This window comes from Thalassolituus alkanivorans (assembly GCF_020447205.1).
GTDB classification, from domain to species: Bacteria; Pseudomonadota; Gammaproteobacteria; order Pseudomonadales; family Oceanobacteraceae; genus Venatoribacter; species Venatoribacter alkanivorans.
The window spans coordinates 13,015-31,096 of sequence record NZ_JAJAEL010000001.1 but is presented as its reverse complement, the minus strand read 5'-3'; the positions used below and the strand labels follow the sequence as shown (position 1 = coordinate 31,096).

The following is an 18,082-nucleotide window of genomic DNA, read 5'->3' as shown; positions in this document are numbered from 1 at the left end:
CCCTGAAGACGATGACCGACTATGAAAACGATGACCGACTATGAAAACAGAGTTGCTTGATGGCCTCAGCGACAGCGGCCTGCAACGCGCCGTGCAGTTATTACAGGCTGGCGAATGCGTGGCCGTACCGACCGAAACCGTTTACGGCCTGGCCGCCGATGCCCGCAATGCGGCGGCGGTGCGCGCTATTTTTGCCGCCAAGGGCCGCCCGGCCAATCATCCGCTGATTGTCCATCTGGCCAGTGCGGAACAACTGCCGCAGTGGGCGGCCAGTGTGCCGCCGCAAGCCTGGCAGCTGGCGCAGGCATTCTGGCCCGGCCCGCTGACCTTACTGCTGCCCAAAGCGGCGGATGTACCTGAAGAGGTAACCGGTGGTCTGCCCAGCATTGGCCTGCGCGTCCCGGCGCATCCGCTGTTGCAGACCTTATTGCGCCAGCTCGGCAGCGGTGTGGCTGCCCCTTCGGCGAACCCCTACAAGGCATTAAGCCCGACCTCGGCGGCGCAGGTGATGGCCGGACTGGATGGCCGTATTGCCGCGGTATTGGATGGTGGTGCCTGTGAATTCGGACTGGAATCGACCATTGTCGATCTCACTCAGCCAGAGCAGGGCATCCGTATCCTGCGCGCCGGGCCGATCAGCCGCATTGCCATAGAACAGGTGCTGGGGCAGCCGGTTGAGGTACCGCAGCAACACAACGAAGCGGTGCCGGGTAACGTGCAGGCGCATTATCAGCCGCGCACACCGCTTAAGCTGTACAGCAGTGATGAACTGGCTGAGCGGATAAAAGACGGAGTTGGCGACGACACCGCTCTGCTGCTGTGGTCACCGCGCCTGATCGGCCTGGCCTGTGGCCGTGAGCGGGCACTGATTCTGCCTGATAATGCGCCCGCCTTTGCGCAGACGCTGTATCAGATATTGCATGAAGCCGACCAGCTGGGTTATCGCCAGCTCTGGCTGGAGCAACCGCCGGGTACAGAAGACTGGCTGGCGGTTAACGACCGGCTGTCGCGGGCAGCGTCACAATAACGCACAGCCCCTGTGGCTGATTGGCCTGCAGCTGCAGGCTGCCGCCATAGCTGCTGACAATATCGCTGACCATCGCCAGCCCGAGGCCGCTGCCTCCGGCCCCGGCTTCATCCAGCCGCGTACCGCGCAGCAGCAGTTGCTGACGCGCTTCTGCGGCAATGCCCGGCCCCTGGTCACAGACGCTGATCAGCCACTCTTTATCGTCATGGCGGACGCTCAGCAGAATCTCACCGGCGGCGTATTTGCAGGCGTTATCGAGCAGATTGCCGAGCAGCTCCAGCATATCGTCACGATCCTGCGGCAACACCGCGCTGTGGTCGAACTGTGCGCGGATGCTGGCCTGCGGGTACAGCTGCTGCAGCACCTGCAACAGTGGCGGCAGGTCTTCGCTCAGCCGGGTTTGCCGGCCGGGGGATGACATGCCAACGATTCTGGCGCGCTTCAGTTCGCGCTCGACCAGCTGCCGCAGGCGCTGCAGGGCTTCGCGCTGTTGTTGCTGATGCTGTGGATCGAGCTGTTCCGCCAGCAGCTGCAGCTGTTGCAGCGGGCGTTTCATTTCGTGGGCAAGATTACCCAGCGCATTGCGCGAACGGCTGACCCGCTGCTGCAGCAGACTGAGCAGGCGGTCGATTTCTTCAGCCAGCGGCTGCACTTCCTGCGGATAATGACCGGCGGCGGCATTCAGGCCATCGCGCTCACCAAAACGCAGTTCGCGCAGCTGCTGCTGTAATGGCTCAAGACGGGCAAAGGCCCGGCTCAGCTGGCGGCGCTGGATCAGCATCAGGGCCAGCAGGGCGAAGACCAGCAAGGCCAGTGCCGCCAGACGGTAGCGGTTCAGTTCGCTCTGTAAGGGCGCAATGTCTTCCGCCACCCACAGGGTAAAGTCGTGATTCTGTACGCGGATGCCCTGCGCCTGACTGAGCCATTGCTCATCCAGCCTGTCACCCTGAATGCCGGGTTGCTGCCAGTGCCGGACAATGCCGCTGGCCAGCTGAATGGCAGGCGGCTCTTTATCCCACAGCGAGCGGCTGCGCAGGTCGGTGCCCTGTTGGTCGCGGATGGCAAAATAATGGCCGGAGTAGACACGCTGATAGAGTGCGCCCAGACGGCTGTCATCCACCTGCCAGTCGCCCTGAGCATCCTGTGTCAGGGCGGCAATCAGGCCGTCGGCATCGTGTTGCAGACGGCTGAGCACGGTGTGGGTGGTGAGCTGGCGCACGCCATAGTCGGCCAGCCACAGCAGCGGTAACAGCAGCAGCAGTAAGGTCAGCAACCATTGCCGGCGCAGCTGTTGCTGCAGTGAAATCATGTTTGTGTGTCCGCCGCCAGCTGATAGCCCTGCCCACGGCGGGTTTCGATAAAGTCTTTGCCGAAGTACTGACGCAGGCGGTTGATGTAGACCTCAATCACGTTGCTGTCTTTCTGCTGCTCTTCTTCGTAGACGTGTTCGCTGAGGCGGGTTTTGGAATGCACATCCTGCGGGTGCTGCATCAGGTAGCGCAGCAGGCGGAATTCAATCGCGGTCAGCTCGATGGTGCGGCCATCGGCGCTGTTGGCTTGCTGGCGTTCGGTATCCAGTGTCACACCGCGCCAGCTCAGGGCGTTACTGGCCTGGCCGCCCTGCCGGCGGCCGATGGCTTCCAGCCGGGCGAGTAACTCCTGGCTGTGAAAAGGTTTGCCGAGGTAATCATCAGCACCGGCTTTGAGGCCGTCGACCCGTTCATGCCAGGCGTCGCGCGCGGTCAGCACCAGTACCGGCGTGCGGTTACCGGCGGCGCGCCAGCTGCGCAGCACGTCCAGACCGTTTTTACCCGGCAGGCCCAGATCAAGCACGATCAGATCCGGCTGCAACTCGTTGCCGAGAAACTCACCATCAATGCCATCGTGGCTGACCTCTACCGCGTAACCGGCTTCGCGCAGCAGCGGCTGCAGGGCATCGGTCAGTTGCTGGTCATCTTCGATCAGCAGCAGCTTCACAGCGGCCAGGCCTCAGTCGTCATCGCGTTCATCCTCCAGCCATGCACCGCTGCGGGCGTCGATATAGGTTTCATGTCGCTGTCCGTGGCTATCGAGCCATTTGAGTTCGTACACCAGCACACCGTCTTCCCATTCCACTTCGGCATCCAGCAGCTCACCACCCAGCGGATGCCGTTGCAGAATGGCTTCCAGAGAGAGTATCTCACCCTGCTCCACCCAGGCCCTGATCTGGGTCTGGTCGGGATGTTTTCCGGCAAAGGCCGGATTAATCGTCCCAACGGCCAAAGCCAGGAATAACCACCGTATGTTCATTGAATTTCCCCTGTGCGGCATCTTTATGGCAGCTGTCGCATTGACTGAATGAACCGACCTGCGGATTGCCGCTGACCATGCGTTCCGGTACTTCCCGGTGCTTACGTCTGAAGTATGGCAGTTCGGTGATGCGCTGAGGAGTATCGCTGTCGCTGATGCCTTTCAGGTAGCGCGTGTGATTGCCGGCGCTGTGAGCACTCAGGTAAGCCAGAATCTCTGCCTGAGTGGCGGCACTCAGCGAGGCATCGTCACCGAAGTGATTATCAAGGCTGGCCATCATCGCCTGCCAGCTGCGTGCCGGCAGCAGCTTGGCCGGATAAGGCAGATGGCAGCTGCCACATTCTTGTTTGTATTGCTGTGTTGCGGCGGTATCTGTGCCGGGTTGTTCAGGGCGCGGCCGGTATTCACTGTGCTCATCATCGTCGTCATCCGCGAGGGATTGATTATTCAGAGTGCTCAGGCCATAAATACCAAGGGTCAGGGCGCTGCCCAGCAGCAGTGTGCCGGTGGCAAAACGCAGGGCGTTCAGGTTACTCATCATCTTTCTCCTTCTTTATGGCTGGCTGAGCCAGGTAATGACATCGCCTTTTTCCTGAGCGCTGCATTCGCGTCCCAGCGTCCAGCGGCAGTTGCGCAGGAACCACTTCTCTGTTTTGGCGGCATCGGTAAAGCGCTCCGGGTTGGCGTGCACTGTCATCGGCTCAATGGGCTTGCCGGTTTTCTGATGTTTGCCGGGCTGAGACGGATCGCGTCCATGGCAGCTGGCGCAACTGCGCCCGTTGTTGTCCTGCAACCACAGGGCCTCGCCGGCGGCGGCTGAGAATGGCCCGGCTCCGCCAGCCTGCAGGGCCTGTAGCTGGGCGCTGGCACCGGCATAGCTGAGGCTGGTGGCGAGCAGGCTTAAGGTAAAAAGAGCCGCACTCAAGGCGCGGTGGGTCAGGTTATTCATGCTGATCTCCCCCGGCCATCGGTGTCGTCAGCACGTGCTTCTTTGCGACCGTGAATCATCGAGCGCACCAGGTTTTCGCGATGATGCAGGCTGCTGAGCAGCACCCCGGCAACGTGCAGGAAGACCAGCGCCAGTGTGCTGTTGGCGAAAAATTCGTGGATTTCTTTCAGCGTGTGTTCGTTAAAAGAGGCCAGCCAGGTGTCTGCTAATGGCCCGGCGTTTTCATCCGCGCCCAGCGTTGCCATACCGAATACCACAGTGCCGGTCAGCGCCAGCAGCAGGGCGATAACCATGGCACCACCGGCCGGATTGTGGCCGATATAGCGGCGCGCCTTACCGGCCGGAATGGCGACCAGATAATTCCAGACTCCCCGTGGCGATTGCACAAAGTCGCTGAAGCGCGCATGGCGTGTGCCGATCAGCCCCCACAGCAGGCGAAAGGAAACCAGCGCAGCTACGCTGTAACCAGCCCAGACATGCAGGGTTTCAAACTCGTCTTCACTCAGATAAGCGATAAAGAAAAACAGCACCAGCGACCAGTGGAAGATACGCACCAGCGGGTCCCAGACTTTGATTGTGTGTGTCATAACGACCTCTCCTCAGGATTTGCACCCAGCGTAGAGCGGCCATGCTTAAACCAACCTTAAAGTTATTCAGCGGCGGGCTGGAATGCGGCAAAGCTGACATACCTGCCTGCGGCCTGAATTGGCACGGCTCTGCGTTAAAAACTACCTACACTGGTCAATATCCGCACAGGCAGAGGGACGGCACCATGACACTGAAATTTCCGATGATACTGGCCTCACTGATCAGCGTTTTGCTGACGTTTCCGGCCCATTCCGCACCGGCCTGTCCGGCTGGTGGTGTAAAGGTAGGCTGGGAGCCCTGGCTGCCCTACGCCTACGAAGAGCAGGGAAAATTTACCGGCCTGGATCTGGATATGGCGACCGCCATCCTGACCCGCATGGGCTGCCCTTTTACCTTTGTAAACCGGCCCTGGAAGCGCCTGTTGACGGAAATTTCTTCCGGTAATCTGCACCTTACCGGCGGTGCCTCACGTACCGCTGAGCGTGAAGAATTTGGCTATTTCAGCACGCCATACCGTACGGAATCGGCGGTGATGATGGTGCGCAAAGAAGATGCGTCAGGCTATGGCGGCATCAGTTCGCTGAAGGATCTGATCGGTAAAAACTTTACGCTTGGCGTTACCCGCGGTTATTACTACGGCGAAGACTATGCGGCACTGGAAAATGATGCGGGTTTCAAAGCCCGCCTGGCCGATGCCGGTGATGACGCTACCAACTACAAAAAACTGGCGGCAAAACGGCTGGATGGCTTTCTGGCCGACCCGTTCTCCGCCGCGGCAGGGCTTAAAAAGGAAGGTCTCGGCGGCCGCTTTATCAGCCATATGACCGTCTATTCCGACGACATCTATTTCCTTATCAGCAAAGCCTCCACCTCTCCGGAGTTTGTTGCCGCCTTTGATCAGGCGCTGGCTGAACTGAAGGCCAGTGGGGAATATCAGGCAATTGTGGATAAGTACCTGCACTGACACGCCGGTTGTTCAAATGCACGCCGCCCGCTCGATGCGGGCTTTTTATTGTCCATCTTCTTCTGGCCCGAATTGCCCTTTGTTTTGCGATATTGGTTTACGTTAACGTAAAGGTAACTCAACAGCCCGACAGCCCAACCCGCATGAGCCGTACTTACAGCATCCGTGACCTCGCCGACGAGTTTGATATCACCACCCGCACCATCCGCTTTTATGAGGCGGAGGGCATGCTCAATCCGCAGCGCGAAGGTCAGACCCGTATCTATACGCCGCAGGACCGGATCACGCTGAAGCTGATTCTGCGCGGTAAGCGCCTGGGCTTATCGCTGGCCGAAAGCCGCGAGCTGATTGATATGTACCGCCCCGGACTGGAGCCGGAGGCCAACCGCCCGCAGCTGGAAAAACTGCTGGCGGTGATAGAACAGCGGCGCAGTCACCTGCGCCAGCAACTGCACGATATTGAACGCATGATGCAGGACCTGGACGACGCCGAGCTGAAAGCCAGTGAGGCACTGGCGGCACTGACCGGCGCTTAACGCCGCCCGTCAGCCTCCGGCCCTGCTACCAAGAATAAAAATACAACAGGAAGGAGCCATACGATGACCGGATTCAATTTTGGCCTGGGCGAAACGCTCGATATGCTGCGCGATCAGGTGCGCGGTTTTGCCCAGCGTGAGCTGGCGCCACTGGCCGCGGACGTTGACCGTGACAACCAGTTCCCCATGCCCATGTGGCGCAAGTTCGGCGAGCAGGGATTGCTTGGCATTACCGTCAGCGAAGAATACGGCGGTGCCGATATGGGCTATCTGGCGCATGTGATCGCCATGGAAGAAATCAGCCGCGCCTCGGCTTCGGTCGGGCTGTCTTACGGCGCCCACTCCAATCTCTGTGTAAACCAGATTTACCGCAACGGCACGGCGGAGCAGAAGGCGAAATACCTGCCGAAGCTGATCTCCGGCGAGCATATCGGCGCGCTGGCGATGAGCGAACCCAATGCTGGTTCCGATGTGGTGTCGATGAAGCTGCGCGCTGATAAAAAAGGCGATCACTATGTGCTCAACGGCACCAAGATGTGGATCACCAACGGCCCGGATGCCAACGTTTATGTGATCTACGCCAAAACCGATCTGAGCAAAGGCCCGCACGGCATGACCGCCTTTATCGTTGAACGCGACTGGGCCGGTTTCTCACGCAGCCCGAAACTCGACAAGCTCGGCATGCGCGGCTCCAACACCTGTGAGCTGGTGTTCGATAACGTCGAAGTACCGGCAGAAAACATCCTCGGCGGCGAGAACATGGGCGTGAAAGTGCTGATGAGCGGCCTCGACTACGAGCGCGTGGTGTTGTCCGGCGGCCCGACCGGCATCATGCTGGCCTGTATGGATGTGGTGCAGCCCTATATCGTTGACCGCAAACAGTTTGGCCAGAGCATCGGTGAGTTCCAGCTGGTGCAGGGCAAGCTGGCCGATATGTACACCAGCATGAACGCCAGCCGCGCCTATCTGTACGCCGTGGCGGCCGCCTGCGACCGTGGCGAAACCACACGTAAAGACGCCGCTGGTGTGATTCTCTACTGTGCCGAAAAAGCCACGCAGATGGCGCTGGATGCGATCCAGCTGCTGGGCGGCAATGGCTATATCAACGACTTCCCTACCGGCCGTCTGCTGCGCGACGCCAAGCTGTACGAAATCGGCGCCGGCACCTCGGAAATCCGCCGCATGCTGATTGGCCGCGAACTGTTTCAGGAGCTGAGCTGATGCCGCTTATCCAGTCCCGGCTCGACAGCCGCAGTCCGCAGTTTGCCGCCAACCGCGCACAGATGCAGGCGCTGGTGGCCGACCTGAAAGCCAAAGTCGCACGCATCGCCGAAGGTGGTGGTGAGGTGGCGATGCAGCGCCATACCGCGCGCGGTAAATTGCCGGTGCGCGAGCGCATTCAGCTGCTGCTCGATGCCGGCAGCCCGTTTCTGGAAATCGGCCAGCTGGCGGCCCATGAGGTGTACGGCGAAGACGTACCCGCCGCCGGTGTGGTTGCCGGTATCGGCCGTATCAACGGTCAGGAATGCATGGTGGTGGGCAACGATGCCACGGTGAAAGGCGGCAGCTACTACCCGCTGACGGTGAAAAAACACCTGCGCGCGCAGACCATCGCCCAGCAATGCAACCTGCCCTGCGTTTATCTGGTGGATTCCGGCGGTGCTAACCTGCCGCGCCAGGATGAGGTATTCCCCGACCGCGAACATTTCGGCCGAATCTTCTTTAACCAGGCCAATATGTCGGCCGCCGGTATCGCCCAGATTGCGGTGGTGATGGGGTCCTGCACCGCCGGCGGCGCCTATGTGCCGGCGATGGCCGATGAATCCATTATCGTGCGTAATCAGGCCACCATTTTTCTTGCCGGCCCGCCGCTGGTGAAGATGGCCACCGGCGAAGAAATCGGTGCCGAAGAGCTGGGCGGTGGCGAGCTGCATACCGGTCAGTCCGGCGTGGCCGACCATCTGGCCGAGAACGACGAACACGCGCTGCAGCTGGCGCGTAACGCCGTCGCCAATCTGAACCGCCACAAGCCGCAAAGCACGGCGGCAGAGGTAGAAGAACCGGCCTATCCGGTCAGCGAACTGTACGGCCTGATCCCGACTGATACCCGCCAGCCCTACGATGTGCGCGAGGTCATTGCGCGGCTGGTGGACGGCTCGGAGTTTGATGAATTCAAAGCGCGCTTCGGCACCACGCTGGTGTGCGGTTTTGCCAAGCTGTATGGCATGCCGGTGGGCATCGTTGCCAATAACGGCATCCTGTTTTCCGAGTCGGCACAGAAAGGCACGCATTTCATCGAGCTCTGTGCGCAGCGCAAAATTCCGCTGCTGTTTCTGCAGAACATCACCGGCTTTATGGTCGGCCCCAAATACGAAGCCGAAGGCATCGCCCGCCACGGCGCCAAGATGGTGATGGCGGTGGCCTGTGCCAAAGTGCCGAAGCTGACACTGGTGATCGGCGGCAGTTTCGGTGCCGGTAACTACGGCATGTGTGGCCGCGCCTACGATCCGAACTTCCTCTTTATGTGGCCCAACGCGCGCATCTCGGTGATGGGCGGCGAGCAGGCGGCCGGCGTGCTGGCGCAGGTGAAGCGCGAGCAGCTGGCGAAGAAAGGCGAGCCCTGGAGCGACGCCGACGAGAACGCTTTCAAACAACCAATCCGTGAGCTGTACGAGCAGCAGGGTCATCCGTACTACAGCTCGGCGCGGCTGTGGGACGACGGCATTATCGACCCGGCCGACAGCCGGCGCGTGCTGGGGCTGGCGCTGTCGGCCTGCCTGAATAAACCCATTGAAGACACACGCTTTGGCGTGTTCCGCATGTAGGAGATTTTTATGCTGGAACTCGCAATTCATCAGGGCGTAGCCACGCTGAGCCTCGACCGTCCCGAACTGGGTAATGCCTTTAATGCGGAGCTGATTGCCGAGCTGCGGGCGCAGTTGTCGGTACTGGCCACTGAACCTGCGGTGCGGGTGCTGGTGCTCGCCGGTCAGGGCAAACACTTCTGCACCGGCGCTGACCTCAACTGGATGAAAGCCCAGAAAGACGCCTCCGAGGCTGAGAATCACGCCGATGCCCTGCAGTTGGCCGGTCTGCTGCAGGATCTGAATGACTTCCCCAAACCGACCATCGCCCGCGTGCAGGGCGCAGCCTTTGGCGGCGCGCTGGGGCTGATCTGCTGTTGCGATATGGCGGTGGCGGCGGACAACGCGCGCTTCTGCCTGAGCGAAGTGAAGCTCGGTTTAAGCCCGGCCACCATCAGCCCTTATGTGCTGGCAGCGATGGGCGCACGTCAGGCGCGGCGTTACTTTTTAAGCGCAGAACTGATCGACGCGCCAACGGCGCAGGCACTGCAGCTGGTACATGAAGTGGTGCCGGCGGAACAGCTGGATGAGCAGGTGCAGCGCTGGTGTCAGGCGTTGCTGGCCAACGGCCCGCAGGCGCTGGCGGCGACCAAAGCCCTGATCGCCGGCCAGAGCAGCCCGGTCAATGATCAGCTGAAAGAACAAACATCGGCACTGATTGCCCGCCTGCGCGTCAGCGCCGAAGGCCAGGAAGGATTAAGTGCGTTTCTGCAGAAACGCGCCCCCACTTATGCACAGGAAGCAGCCCATGACTGAGCACCTGTTTAACAAGATTCTGATCGCCAACCGTGGCGAAATTGCCGTGCGCGTGATGCGTACAGCAAAAGCGCTGGGCATCCGCACCGTTGCCATTTATTCCGATGCCGACGCCAGTGCGCTGCATGTACAGCAGGCCGACGAAGCCATCGCTCTCGGTGGTGTGACTGCCGCCGAAAGCTATCTGGATATGCACAAGGTGCTGGACGCCGCGCGCGCCACCGGCGCCGAAGCCATTCATCCGGGCTACGGCTTTTTAAGCGAAAACGCCGCCTTTGCCCGCGCCTGCGAAGAGGCCGGCATCGCCTTTATCGGGCCGTCGGCGGCAGCGATTGAAGCCATGGGCGATAAGGCCAGCGCCAAAGCCCTGCTGGCTGACAGCGGTGTGCCGCTGGTGCCCGGCTATCACGGCGATGAGCAGAGCGACGAACGCCTGAGCGCCGAGGCCGAACGCATCGGTTATCCGCTGTTGCTGAAAGCCAGTGCCGGCGGTGGCGGTAAAGGCATGCGTATCGTGCTCTCCGCTGCCACGCTGCATGACGATATCGCCGCCGCCCGGCGTGAAGCGCGCTCGGCTTTTGGTGATGATCGCCTGCTGATTGAGAAATACCTGATCCGCCCGCGCCATGTGGAAGTGCAGGTGTTCATGGACAGCTTCGGCAACGGTGTTTACCTGTTCGAGCGTGATTGCTCGGTGCAGCGCCGCCATCAGAAAGTGATCGAGGAAGCGCCGGCGCCGGGTATGACAGCCGCGCTGCGCCAGCGTATGGGCGAAGCCGCGCTGGCGGTGGCGCAGCGTATTCAGTATCGCGGCGCAGGTACGGTGGAGTTTCTGCTGGATGCCAACCATGAATTCTTCTTTATGGAGATGAACACCCGCCTGCAGGTCGAGCACCCGGTCACCGAGATGATTACTGGCGTCGATCTGGTGTACTGGCAGTTACGCGTGGCGGCGGGTAAAGGTCTGCCGCAGGAGGTCAGCCAGCAGAACCTGCCGATTAATGGCCACGCCATCGAGGTGCGGCTGTACGCCGAAGATCCGGATAACCATTTCCTGCCGGCTATTGGCCGCCTGAAACTGTGGCAGGCGCCAGAGCTGAGTGCTTCTGTTCGTCTCGACAGCGGTGTGCAGCAGGGTGATGAAGTCAGCCCTTACTACGATCCGATGCTGGCCAAGCTGATTGCCCACGGTCGTGATCGTACCGAAGCACTGCATAACCTGCGCACCGCACTGGCCGCACTGCAGGTCGACGGGGTAAAAACCAACCGCGATTTTCTGCTGCGCCTGCTCAGTCTGGAGGCCTTTGCCAATGCCGAGCTGAGCACCGACTTTATTGAACGTAACCAGCACGAACTGACGCAGCCCTTACCGACCCACTGGGAACTGGCGGCGTTAACCGAGCTGTTGTTGCCGACGCTTGCCTCTCAATCTCAGCAGCAACTGAATGACCCGTGGCACGCCGATGGTTTTCAGTCGGCACTGCCTGTACTGCGCGTGCTGCGGCTGGAAAGTGCCGTCGGTGATGTGCTGCGGGCACGGGCGCGGGCAAATGATCAGGCGAACGGTCTGGACAGAAACCAGAGCTGGCAGCTGCAGCTGGCCGATCACAGTGTGCAGCTTCAGGGGCGTTTAGAACTTAACAGTCAGGCAGGTGATATCCGCCTGCTGCAGCTGGATGCGCGGGTAAACGGTCAGCAGCAATCACTGCCGCTGGCGCTGAGCGAACACGAGCTGCTGCTGTTTCTGCCACAGGGCAGTCAGCGTTTTGCGCGTAACCGCTGGCTGGGCGAGCAGGCGCAGGATGATCATGGCGGTCTGACCGCACCCATGGCCGGTCAGGTGCTGGAGGTTAAAGTGCAGCCGGGCGAACAGGTTGAGGCCGGTCAGGTGCTGATGATTATGGAAGCAATGAAAATGGAGCACAGCATCCGCGCGCCGCAGGCCGCGCTGGTGCAGGCGGTGCTGTATCAGGCCGGTGATCAGGTAGCCGAAGGCACTGAGCTGTTGCAGCTGGAGATAACTGAAGAGGCAGCAGCGGAGGCCGACGCATGATGCAGCGGGCACATCCGGACAGCGTGCGCATTGTCGAAGTCGGCGCGCGCGATGGCTTACAGAATGAAGCGCAGGCGCTCAGTGTTGAGCTGCGCTGCGAGCTGATTGAGCGGCTGGCCGCCGCCGGCCTGCGCCACATCGAGGCCGGCAGTTTTGTCTCACCCAAATGGGTGCCGCAGATGCAGCACAGCGACCGCGTACTGCTGCAGCTTAAGCGTCAGCCCGGCGTGCGCTATGCCGCCCTCACCCCCAATCTGCAGGGGCTGGAAGCGGCGTTGGCGGCCAACGCCTCGGAGGTTGCGGTGTTTACCGCCGCCTCCGATGCCTTCACCCAGAAGAACATTAACTGCAGCGTGGCGCAGAGTCTGGAACGTATCCGCCCGGTGCTGGAGCATGCGCGCACGGTTGGTTTGCCGGTGCGCGGTTATGTCTCCACCGTGATGGGCTGTCCTTATCAGGGCGAGGTGCCGGTGTCGGCGGTGCTGGATGTGGCGCAGGCCCTGCTGGAAATGGGCTGCTACGAAATATCGCTGGGCGATACCATCGGCACCGGAACTGTGCCGCAGACGCAGAATCTGATCCGCGCGCTGGCACTGCACATGCCGGTGTCGCAGCTGGCGGTGCACTTTCACGATACCTATGGTCAGGCGCTGGCCAATATTTACGCCGCGCTGGAGCTGGGCATCCGCACCGTCGACAGCTCGGTTGCCGGACTGGGAGGCTGCCCTTATGCCGCCGGGGCGTCGGGCAATGTTGCCAGCGAAGATGTGCTGCGTCTGGTCGAAGGCCTCGGTCTGCACACCGGTATCGACGCGCAGTTGCTGGCAGAAACCGGGCAGTGGATCAGCGATCAGCTGCAGCGTCCGAATGGCAGTAAAAGCGGACGGGCGCTGGTGGCGAAAGCCGGGAAAAATAATAATGATGCCCGTCAGAACAACAAGGAGTAGTCAGTGACTGATAGCCAACAACCCCTCTGGACGCCCTGCGCCGGACGCCGTACCGCCTCGCAGATGCAGGGCTTTATTAACTGGCTGGAGCGCACCAGTGGTCACCGGTTCAGCGACTACGATGACCTGCATTTATGGAGTACCCACGAACGCGAAGATTTCTGGCAGGCCATCTGGGATTACTGCGATGTGATCGCCAGCCATGAGGCAACGGCGGTGCTGAGCGATGGCGATAAGATGCCCGGCGCGCGCTGGTTTGAGGGCGCGCGGCTGAACTTCGCTGAAAACCTGCTGGCTCCGGCGCAGAACCCCGCGTTCCGCAATAAAGCCGCACTGGTATTCCGCAACGAAGATCCGGCCCAGCGCCGCAGCCTTACCTATGCCGAACTTTATGCTCAGGTGGCGCAGCTGGCACAAGCCATGCGCGCAGCGGGTGTTGAAGCCGGTGACCGCGTGGCGGCCTTTATGCCCAATGTGCCGGAAACTGTGATTACCATGCTGGCGGCAGCGTCGATTGGCGCGCTGTTCTCCTCCTGTTCGCCGGACTTTGGTTTGCAGGGTGTGCTTGATCGTTTTGGCCAGATTCAGCCCAAGCTGCTGATCGCGACTCAGGGATATTTATACGCCGGTAAAACCATCGACTGTGGTGAGCGCGTGTCTGCGATCCGCGATGCGCTGCAATTACCGCCGCAGCAGCTGATTTCGGTGCCTTATCCGGGACTGACGCTGAGCAAACCTCAGGGCTCGGTGAGCTGGCAGGATTTTATAACCTCGTCGCAGCAGCAGTGGTCTGAGGATGGCATTGAATTCGCCCAGCTGCCGTTCGATCAGCCGCTGTATATCCTCTACAGCTCCGGCACCACCGGCGTACCCAAGTGCATCGTCCATGGTGCTGGCGGTACGCTTTTGCAGCACCAGAAAGAGCTGCGTCTGCATACTGATGTACGAGCCGATGACGTGCTGTTTTACTTTACGACCTGCGGCTGGATGATGTGGAACTGGCTGGTTTCCGGTCTGGCCACCGGTGCTACGCTGGTGCTGTTCGACGGCTCGCCTTTTCACCCGGCGCCCGATGTCTTGTGGAAGATGGCCGCCGAAGAAGGCATCACCATTTTCGGCACCAGCGCCAAATACCTGTCGGCGCTGGAGAAAGCCGGCATAAAACCGGCGCAGTTGCATCTGCAGCAACATCTGCAACAACATCAGCAAGGAAAGCCGCATAAAGTGCGCACCCTGCTCTCCACCGGTTCGCCGCTGGCACACGAAAGCTTTGATTATGTGTACCGCGATATCGGCGCCGATATCGCGCTGTGTTCCATCTCCGGCGGCACCGACATCATCTCCTGTTTTGCGCTGGGTAACCCCTTGCTGCCGGTCTATCGCGGTGAGCTGCAGTGCGCAGGTCTGGGCATGGCGGTGGAAATCTGGGATGACGAAGGCCGTGCGCTGGCACCGGGCGAAAAAGGCGAACTGGTGTGTACCAGAGCCTTTCCGTCGATGCCGGTTGGCTTCTGGAATGATCAGGACGGGCAGAAATATCACGATGCTTATTTCAGCCGCTATAGCGCACAAAAGCCTGATGGCGTCTGGGCTCATGGCGATTATGCCGAGCGTGTCGCGCATCATGGCAAAGACAGCGGTGAAACCGCCGGGCTGGTTATTCACGGCCGCTCCGACGCGGTACTCAACCCCGGTGGTGTGCGCATAGGCACCGCCGAAATTTACCGTCAGGTAGAGCAGCTGGACGAGGTGCTGGAAAGTCTGGCCATTGGTCAGCCCTGGGCCGGTGATGTGCGCGTGGTGCTGTTTGTGGTGCTGAATAATGGCCTGGCACTGGATGATGCGCTGCGCGATAAAATCCGCAGCCAGATCCGCAGTCACTGCACGCCGCGCCATGTGCCGGCGAAGATTATTCAGGTGGCAGAACTGCCGCGTACCATCAGCGGTAAGCTGGTGGAGCTGGCGGTGCGCAATGTGGTGCAGGGTTTGCCTGTTAAAAATACCGACGCCCTGAAAAACCCGGAAGCGCTGCAACACTTCCGCGATCTGGAGGAACTGCAACATGACTGATCACAGCGCACACCTGACTCTGGAATTATGCAAAGACGACAGCGGTGCCGAAAGCATCGCCCTGCTGACGCTGAACCGGCCGGATATTAAAAACGCCATTTCCGATGGCGAAGTGATCGACGCCATCGAACAGACGCTGGCTCAGGTTAATGACCGTCAGGATATTAAAGTCGCCGTCTTTACCGGTGCCGGTAAAGTATTCAGCGGTGGCGGTAATATCAAGGCGATGCAGCAGCGCAGCGGTATGTTTGCCGGCGATGCGCAACAGCTGAGCGCCAATTACAAAGCCTTTATTCAGCGTATTCCGCTGGCGTTTGCGCAACTGGAAATTCCCATTATCGCCGCGGTCAATGGCCCGGCGGTGGGTGCCGGCAACGATATGGTGTGCATGTGCGACATTGCCATCGCCAGCGAGCAGGCGACCTTTGCCGAAAGCTTTATCAAACTGGGGATTATTCCCGGCGATGGCGGCGCCTGGTTATTACCGCGCCGTATCGGTATGCAGCACGCGCTGGAAATGGCGCTCACCGGACGCACATTTTCGGCCGACGAAGCACTGCGCATGGGGCTGGTCAGTCGTGTGGTACCCCATACCCAGCTGCTGGGCAGTGCGCTCGGTCTGGCGCGGCAGATGGCCACTAACGACGCCCGCTGCCTGCGGGAAACCAAGCGCCTGTTTAATGCCGCCCGCAGCCAGACCTTAGAACAGGCGCTGGATGATGCCGCGCAGATTCAGGGACAGCTGCATCATGCACCGGGGTTTAAGTTGTAATAATGACGTTGCCTGAGTCGGTCAGGATGATTTCAATTGCGGCAGGGAGTGATCTTCATATAATGAGCCCGCACTCAGGATTTACGTTTAAATAAAACAAGGATTTAGCCGAATGAAAGCCATTAAAATTGCGGTAATGATGTTTGCAGCCTCTCTGGCCGGCTGTGCCACGCTGTTTTCCGAAGACTATGCAACCATTAATGTTTCTACCTCTAATGGTAAAAAGGTTGATATTACCGTTGACGGTCAGAACTACACAGCTCCGACGACTGTGAAGCTGGAAAAAGATGGTTCAACCAAAGTTATCGCAACCCAGGACAGCAGCTGCGCATCGTCGACTGCCGTACGGAAAAAGCTGGAAGTGGTAACCTTCATCAACGTTTTCTCTACCACCGGTTTCACCACTGATGCCGCTACCGGCTCGATGTGGACCTATGACAACGCGGTAATTGATTGTCAGTAAACCGATGTTGACTGAGCCGATAAAGGGGAGCCTGCGGGCTTCCTTTTTTTTGTTTGTATGGTTTTTATTCGCATGCAACTCCGCGTTCGCCAGAGATGCTGTACCGGGCTGGCTGAATGATCGCTGGCTTTCGTTACTGCATACAAAAGACGGAACTCCCACGATTACCGACCCTGCGTTTATTTTGACGCAGGACGATTATTCTCCTGAGAGGGAGTGGCAGGCAACGCTCAGGCTATTCGCGCAGCAGCCGCAGGCAATCTGTCGCTTTCCTGCCCGCTATAGTCTGTTACAGCAAAGCGGTGCCAGCCTGCCTGAGTTTCCTGATTGTCCGGAGTACCGGGTTTTTCTGCAGCGTGTTCCGGTTGATCAGATCAGCGTTATTTATGCATCTGAGAATCTGACCAGCCCAAGCAGTATGCTTGGCCATGCCATGCTGGCTGTTGAAGGACTGCGGGATGATGGCTTCTATGCCCGTCATTCGGTGTCATTTTTTACCGTACTCGACAGCATTAACCCCATAAAATTGCTTTGGGAAACACTGGTCACAGGCAAAGAAGGCTTCTTTCTGGTTAAACCCCTGCGCGCACATTTCGAATTTTATAATCTGGCAGAGCAGCGCAATGTCTGGCGCTATGAACTTGATCTGGATGAGGGGCAGCGTGCCTTGTTGCAGGCCCATCTGTGGGAATTACGTTCCGTTAATATGGATTATTTTTTCCATACACAGAACTGCGCCACAGTATCCGCTGACCTGATCCGTCTGGTTATTCCGCAACTGGAAAACAGTGACTGGGTCACTCCTATTGATCTGGTCAAAGCGGTAAACCGCAGCGGAAAAATTAAAAACATAGAGATAACGCCGGCAGCCAAATGGCGTGTACGCATGCTTGAGGATACCGTGCCGCAGGAATTGCAGGATGTGGTTTATCAGTGGCAACAGGGTGAAATTAATAAGCTGCCTCATGTCAGTGGCAAAGGCGGATTTCTGCTGCGGGAAATGGCAAATGCTGTGCTGGATTACAGAGAGCAGACCGGCACTGACGATACGGAAAAGAGCAGGGAAAAAACAGCAGTGCTGCGTCAGAGCATTCCCTATTCGCCAGAATTTTCTGACTATGAACTGACACTCGATAATTATCGTTCGCCACTGAAAACACCGGAGGATGCACATTACTCATTCGGCTATCAGCGTACAGAAAAAAGCGACTGGTTAAGCCTTCAGTGGTTGGCGGTAGGTCATGGCATTGAAGATGACAACCGACAGTATTTTGCTGAGAACGAATTAAAACTGTTTGATCTCTCTTTGCGCGTATCACCACAGCATGAAGCATTACGTCTTAATCATCTGCAATTGTATTCAGCCCGCTCCCTGACACCGTGGGATCGTTTCACCGGTGGCGTTTCGGGGGATTTCCGCGTCGGTTTTTATTCGTTGGCGGATGACAATCTGCAGCGACAAACAGCCTTCAATATTCATGGCGGTGCCGGTATCACCCTGGCTGCGTCAGCTGACCTGCGTGTGTACGCACTGCTGAATGGTGGCTGGTACCGGAATAACGATGCCGATTTTCTGTACGCCGAACCGGAAGTGGGAGCTTATCTGTACGAAGTCTTTGGTATGAAAAGCTGGCTGCGCTACCAGCCCAGATTTGCCCCGGACCGCAAAGTACAGCAACAGCTGACACTGACGCACAGTATTGCACTGGAGGAATCAGCCTTAATTGCTGAAGTATCCCGCCTTGCTGTTGATGGCAAATATGAGCATGCCGCCAGCGTTAACTGGCGCTGGTATTTCTGAGTT

General features: G+C 59.1%; 18 protein-coding genes. 12 read left to right on the top strand and 6 right to left on the bottom strand.

Annotated features, from left to right (window positions below; all coding sequences use genetic code 11):
* The first annotated feature begins 40 nt into the window (after positions 1-40).
* Positions 41-1,027, top strand: a complete 987-nt coding sequence (locus LGT44_RS00165; protein WP_230331752.1) for an L-threonylcarbamoyladenylate synthase — start codon at positions 41-43, stop codon at positions 1,025-1,027.
* Here the strand turns inward: LGT44_RS00165 and LGT44_RS00160 are convergent.
* The 6 genes from LGT44_RS00160 to LGT44_RS00135 are packed head-to-tail and all read right to left on the bottom strand — an operon-like array spanning position 993 to position 4,852.
* Positions 993-2,336 carry a sensor histidine kinase gene (locus LGT44_RS00160; RefSeq protein ID WP_230331753.1) on the bottom strand — a complete coding sequence of 448 codons (1,344 nt, stop codon included), beginning with the start codon at positions 2,334-2,336 and terminating at the stop codon, positions 993-995. The two genes, LGT44_RS00165 and LGT44_RS00160, sit on opposite strands and share 35 nt — an antisense overlap.
* Complete coding sequence (locus tag LGT44_RS00155; protein ID WP_230331754.1) at positions 2,333-3,004, bottom strand: response regulator transcription factor; 672 nt, start codon at positions 3,002-3,004, stop codon at positions 2,333-2,335. Before LGT44_RS00155 ends, LGT44_RS00160 begins: the two co-directional genes overlap by 4 nt.
* A gap of 12 nt (positions 3,005-3,016) precedes the next feature.
* On the bottom strand, positions 3,017-3,316 hold the full coding sequence (locus tag LGT44_RS00150; protein WP_230331755.1) for a PepSY domain-containing protein: 300 nt from the start codon (positions 3,314-3,316) through the stop codon (positions 3,017-3,019).
* On the bottom strand, positions 3,270-3,854 hold the full coding sequence (locus LGT44_RS00145) for a diheme cytochrome c (RefSeq protein WP_230331756.1): 585 nt from the start codon (positions 3,852-3,854) through the stop codon (positions 3,270-3,272). The genes LGT44_RS00150 and LGT44_RS00145 overlap by 47 nt, the downstream gene beginning before the upstream one ends.
* Positions 3,855-3,869: 15 nt before the next feature.
* Positions 3,870-4,265 (bottom strand): DUF1924 domain-containing protein, encoded by a 396-nt coding sequence (locus LGT44_RS00140; protein ID WP_230331757.1) that lies wholly within the window; start codon positions 4,263-4,265, stop codon positions 3,870-3,872.
* On the bottom strand, positions 4,262-4,852 hold the full coding sequence (locus LGT44_RS00135; protein ID WP_230331758.1) for a cytochrome b/b6 domain-containing protein: 591 nt from the start codon (positions 4,850-4,852) through the stop codon (positions 4,262-4,264). The genes LGT44_RS00140 and LGT44_RS00135 overlap by 4 nt, the downstream gene beginning before the upstream one ends.
* A 185-nt stretch (positions 4,853-5,037) precedes the next feature.
* On the opposite strand from LGT44_RS00135, the gene LGT44_RS00130 reads away from it, so the two are divergent.
* From LGT44_RS00130 to LGT44_RS00080, 11 genes are all read left to right on the top strand, one after another.
* The gene (locus tag LGT44_RS00130) at positions 5,038-5,817 is read left to right on the top strand and encodes a substrate-binding periplasmic protein (protein WP_230331759.1); all 780 of its coding nucleotides are present in this window, start codon (positions 5,038-5,040) and stop codon (positions 5,815-5,817) included.
* A 143-nt stretch (positions 5,818-5,960) separates the two neighbouring features.
* The gene (locus tag LGT44_RS00125) at positions 5,961-6,353 is read left to right on the top strand and encodes a MerR family transcriptional regulator (protein WP_230331760.1); all 393 of its coding nucleotides are present in this window, start codon (positions 5,961-5,963) and stop codon (positions 6,351-6,353) included.
* 63 nt (positions 6,354-6,416) lie between these two features.
* The gene (locus tag LGT44_RS00120) at positions 6,417-7,574 is read left to right on the top strand and encodes an isovaleryl-CoA dehydrogenase (protein WP_145467373.1); all 1,158 of its coding nucleotides are present in this window, start codon (positions 6,417-6,419) and stop codon (positions 7,572-7,574) included.
* A complete protein-coding gene (locus LGT44_RS00115; RefSeq protein WP_230333496.1) occupies positions 7,574-9,178 on the top strand; it encodes a carboxyl transferase domain-containing protein in 1,605 nt (534 codons plus the stop codon). Before LGT44_RS00120 ends, LGT44_RS00115 begins: the two co-directional genes overlap by 1 nt.
* A 9-nt stretch (positions 9,179-9,187) precedes the next feature.
* Positions 9,188-9,973, top strand: a complete 786-nt coding sequence (locus LGT44_RS00110; protein WP_230331761.1) for an enoyl-CoA hydratase-related protein — start codon at positions 9,188-9,190, stop codon at positions 9,971-9,973.
* The gene (locus LGT44_RS00105) at positions 9,966-12,026 is read left to right on the top strand and encodes an acetyl-CoA carboxylase biotin carboxylase subunit (protein WP_230331762.1); all 2,061 of its coding nucleotides are present in this window, start codon (positions 9,966-9,968) and stop codon (positions 12,024-12,026) included. Before LGT44_RS00110 ends, LGT44_RS00105 begins: the two co-directional genes overlap by 8 nt.
* Positions 12,023-12,973 (top strand): hydroxymethylglutaryl-CoA lyase, encoded by a 951-nt coding sequence (locus LGT44_RS00100; protein WP_328296324.1) that lies wholly within the window; start codon positions 12,023-12,025, stop codon positions 12,971-12,973. Before LGT44_RS00105 ends, LGT44_RS00100 begins: the two co-directional genes overlap by 4 nt.
* A gap of 3 nt (positions 12,974-12,976) precedes the next feature.
* A complete protein-coding gene (locus tag LGT44_RS00095; RefSeq protein WP_328296323.1) occupies positions 12,977-15,043 on the top strand; it encodes an acetoacetate--CoA ligase in 2,067 nt (688 codons plus the stop codon).
* Positions 15,036-15,815, top strand: a complete 780-nt coding sequence (locus LGT44_RS00090) for an enoyl-CoA hydratase-related protein (protein ID WP_230331763.1) — start codon at positions 15,036-15,038, stop codon at positions 15,813-15,815. Before LGT44_RS00095 ends, LGT44_RS00090 begins: the two co-directional genes overlap by 8 nt.
* A 112-nt stretch (positions 15,816-15,927) precedes the next feature.
* Positions 15,928-16,278, top strand: coding sequence for a hypothetical protein (locus LGT44_RS00085; protein WP_230331764.1), 351 nt, complete (start codon positions 15,928-15,930; stop codon positions 16,276-16,278).
* Positions 16,279-16,282: 4 nt separating this feature from the next.
* Positions 16,283-18,079, top strand: coding sequence for a lipoprotein N-acyltransferase Lnb domain-containing protein (locus LGT44_RS00080; protein WP_456243401.1), 1,797 nt, complete (start codon positions 16,283-16,285; stop codon positions 18,077-18,079).
* The last annotated feature ends 3 nt before the right edge of the window (positions 18,080-18,082 follow it).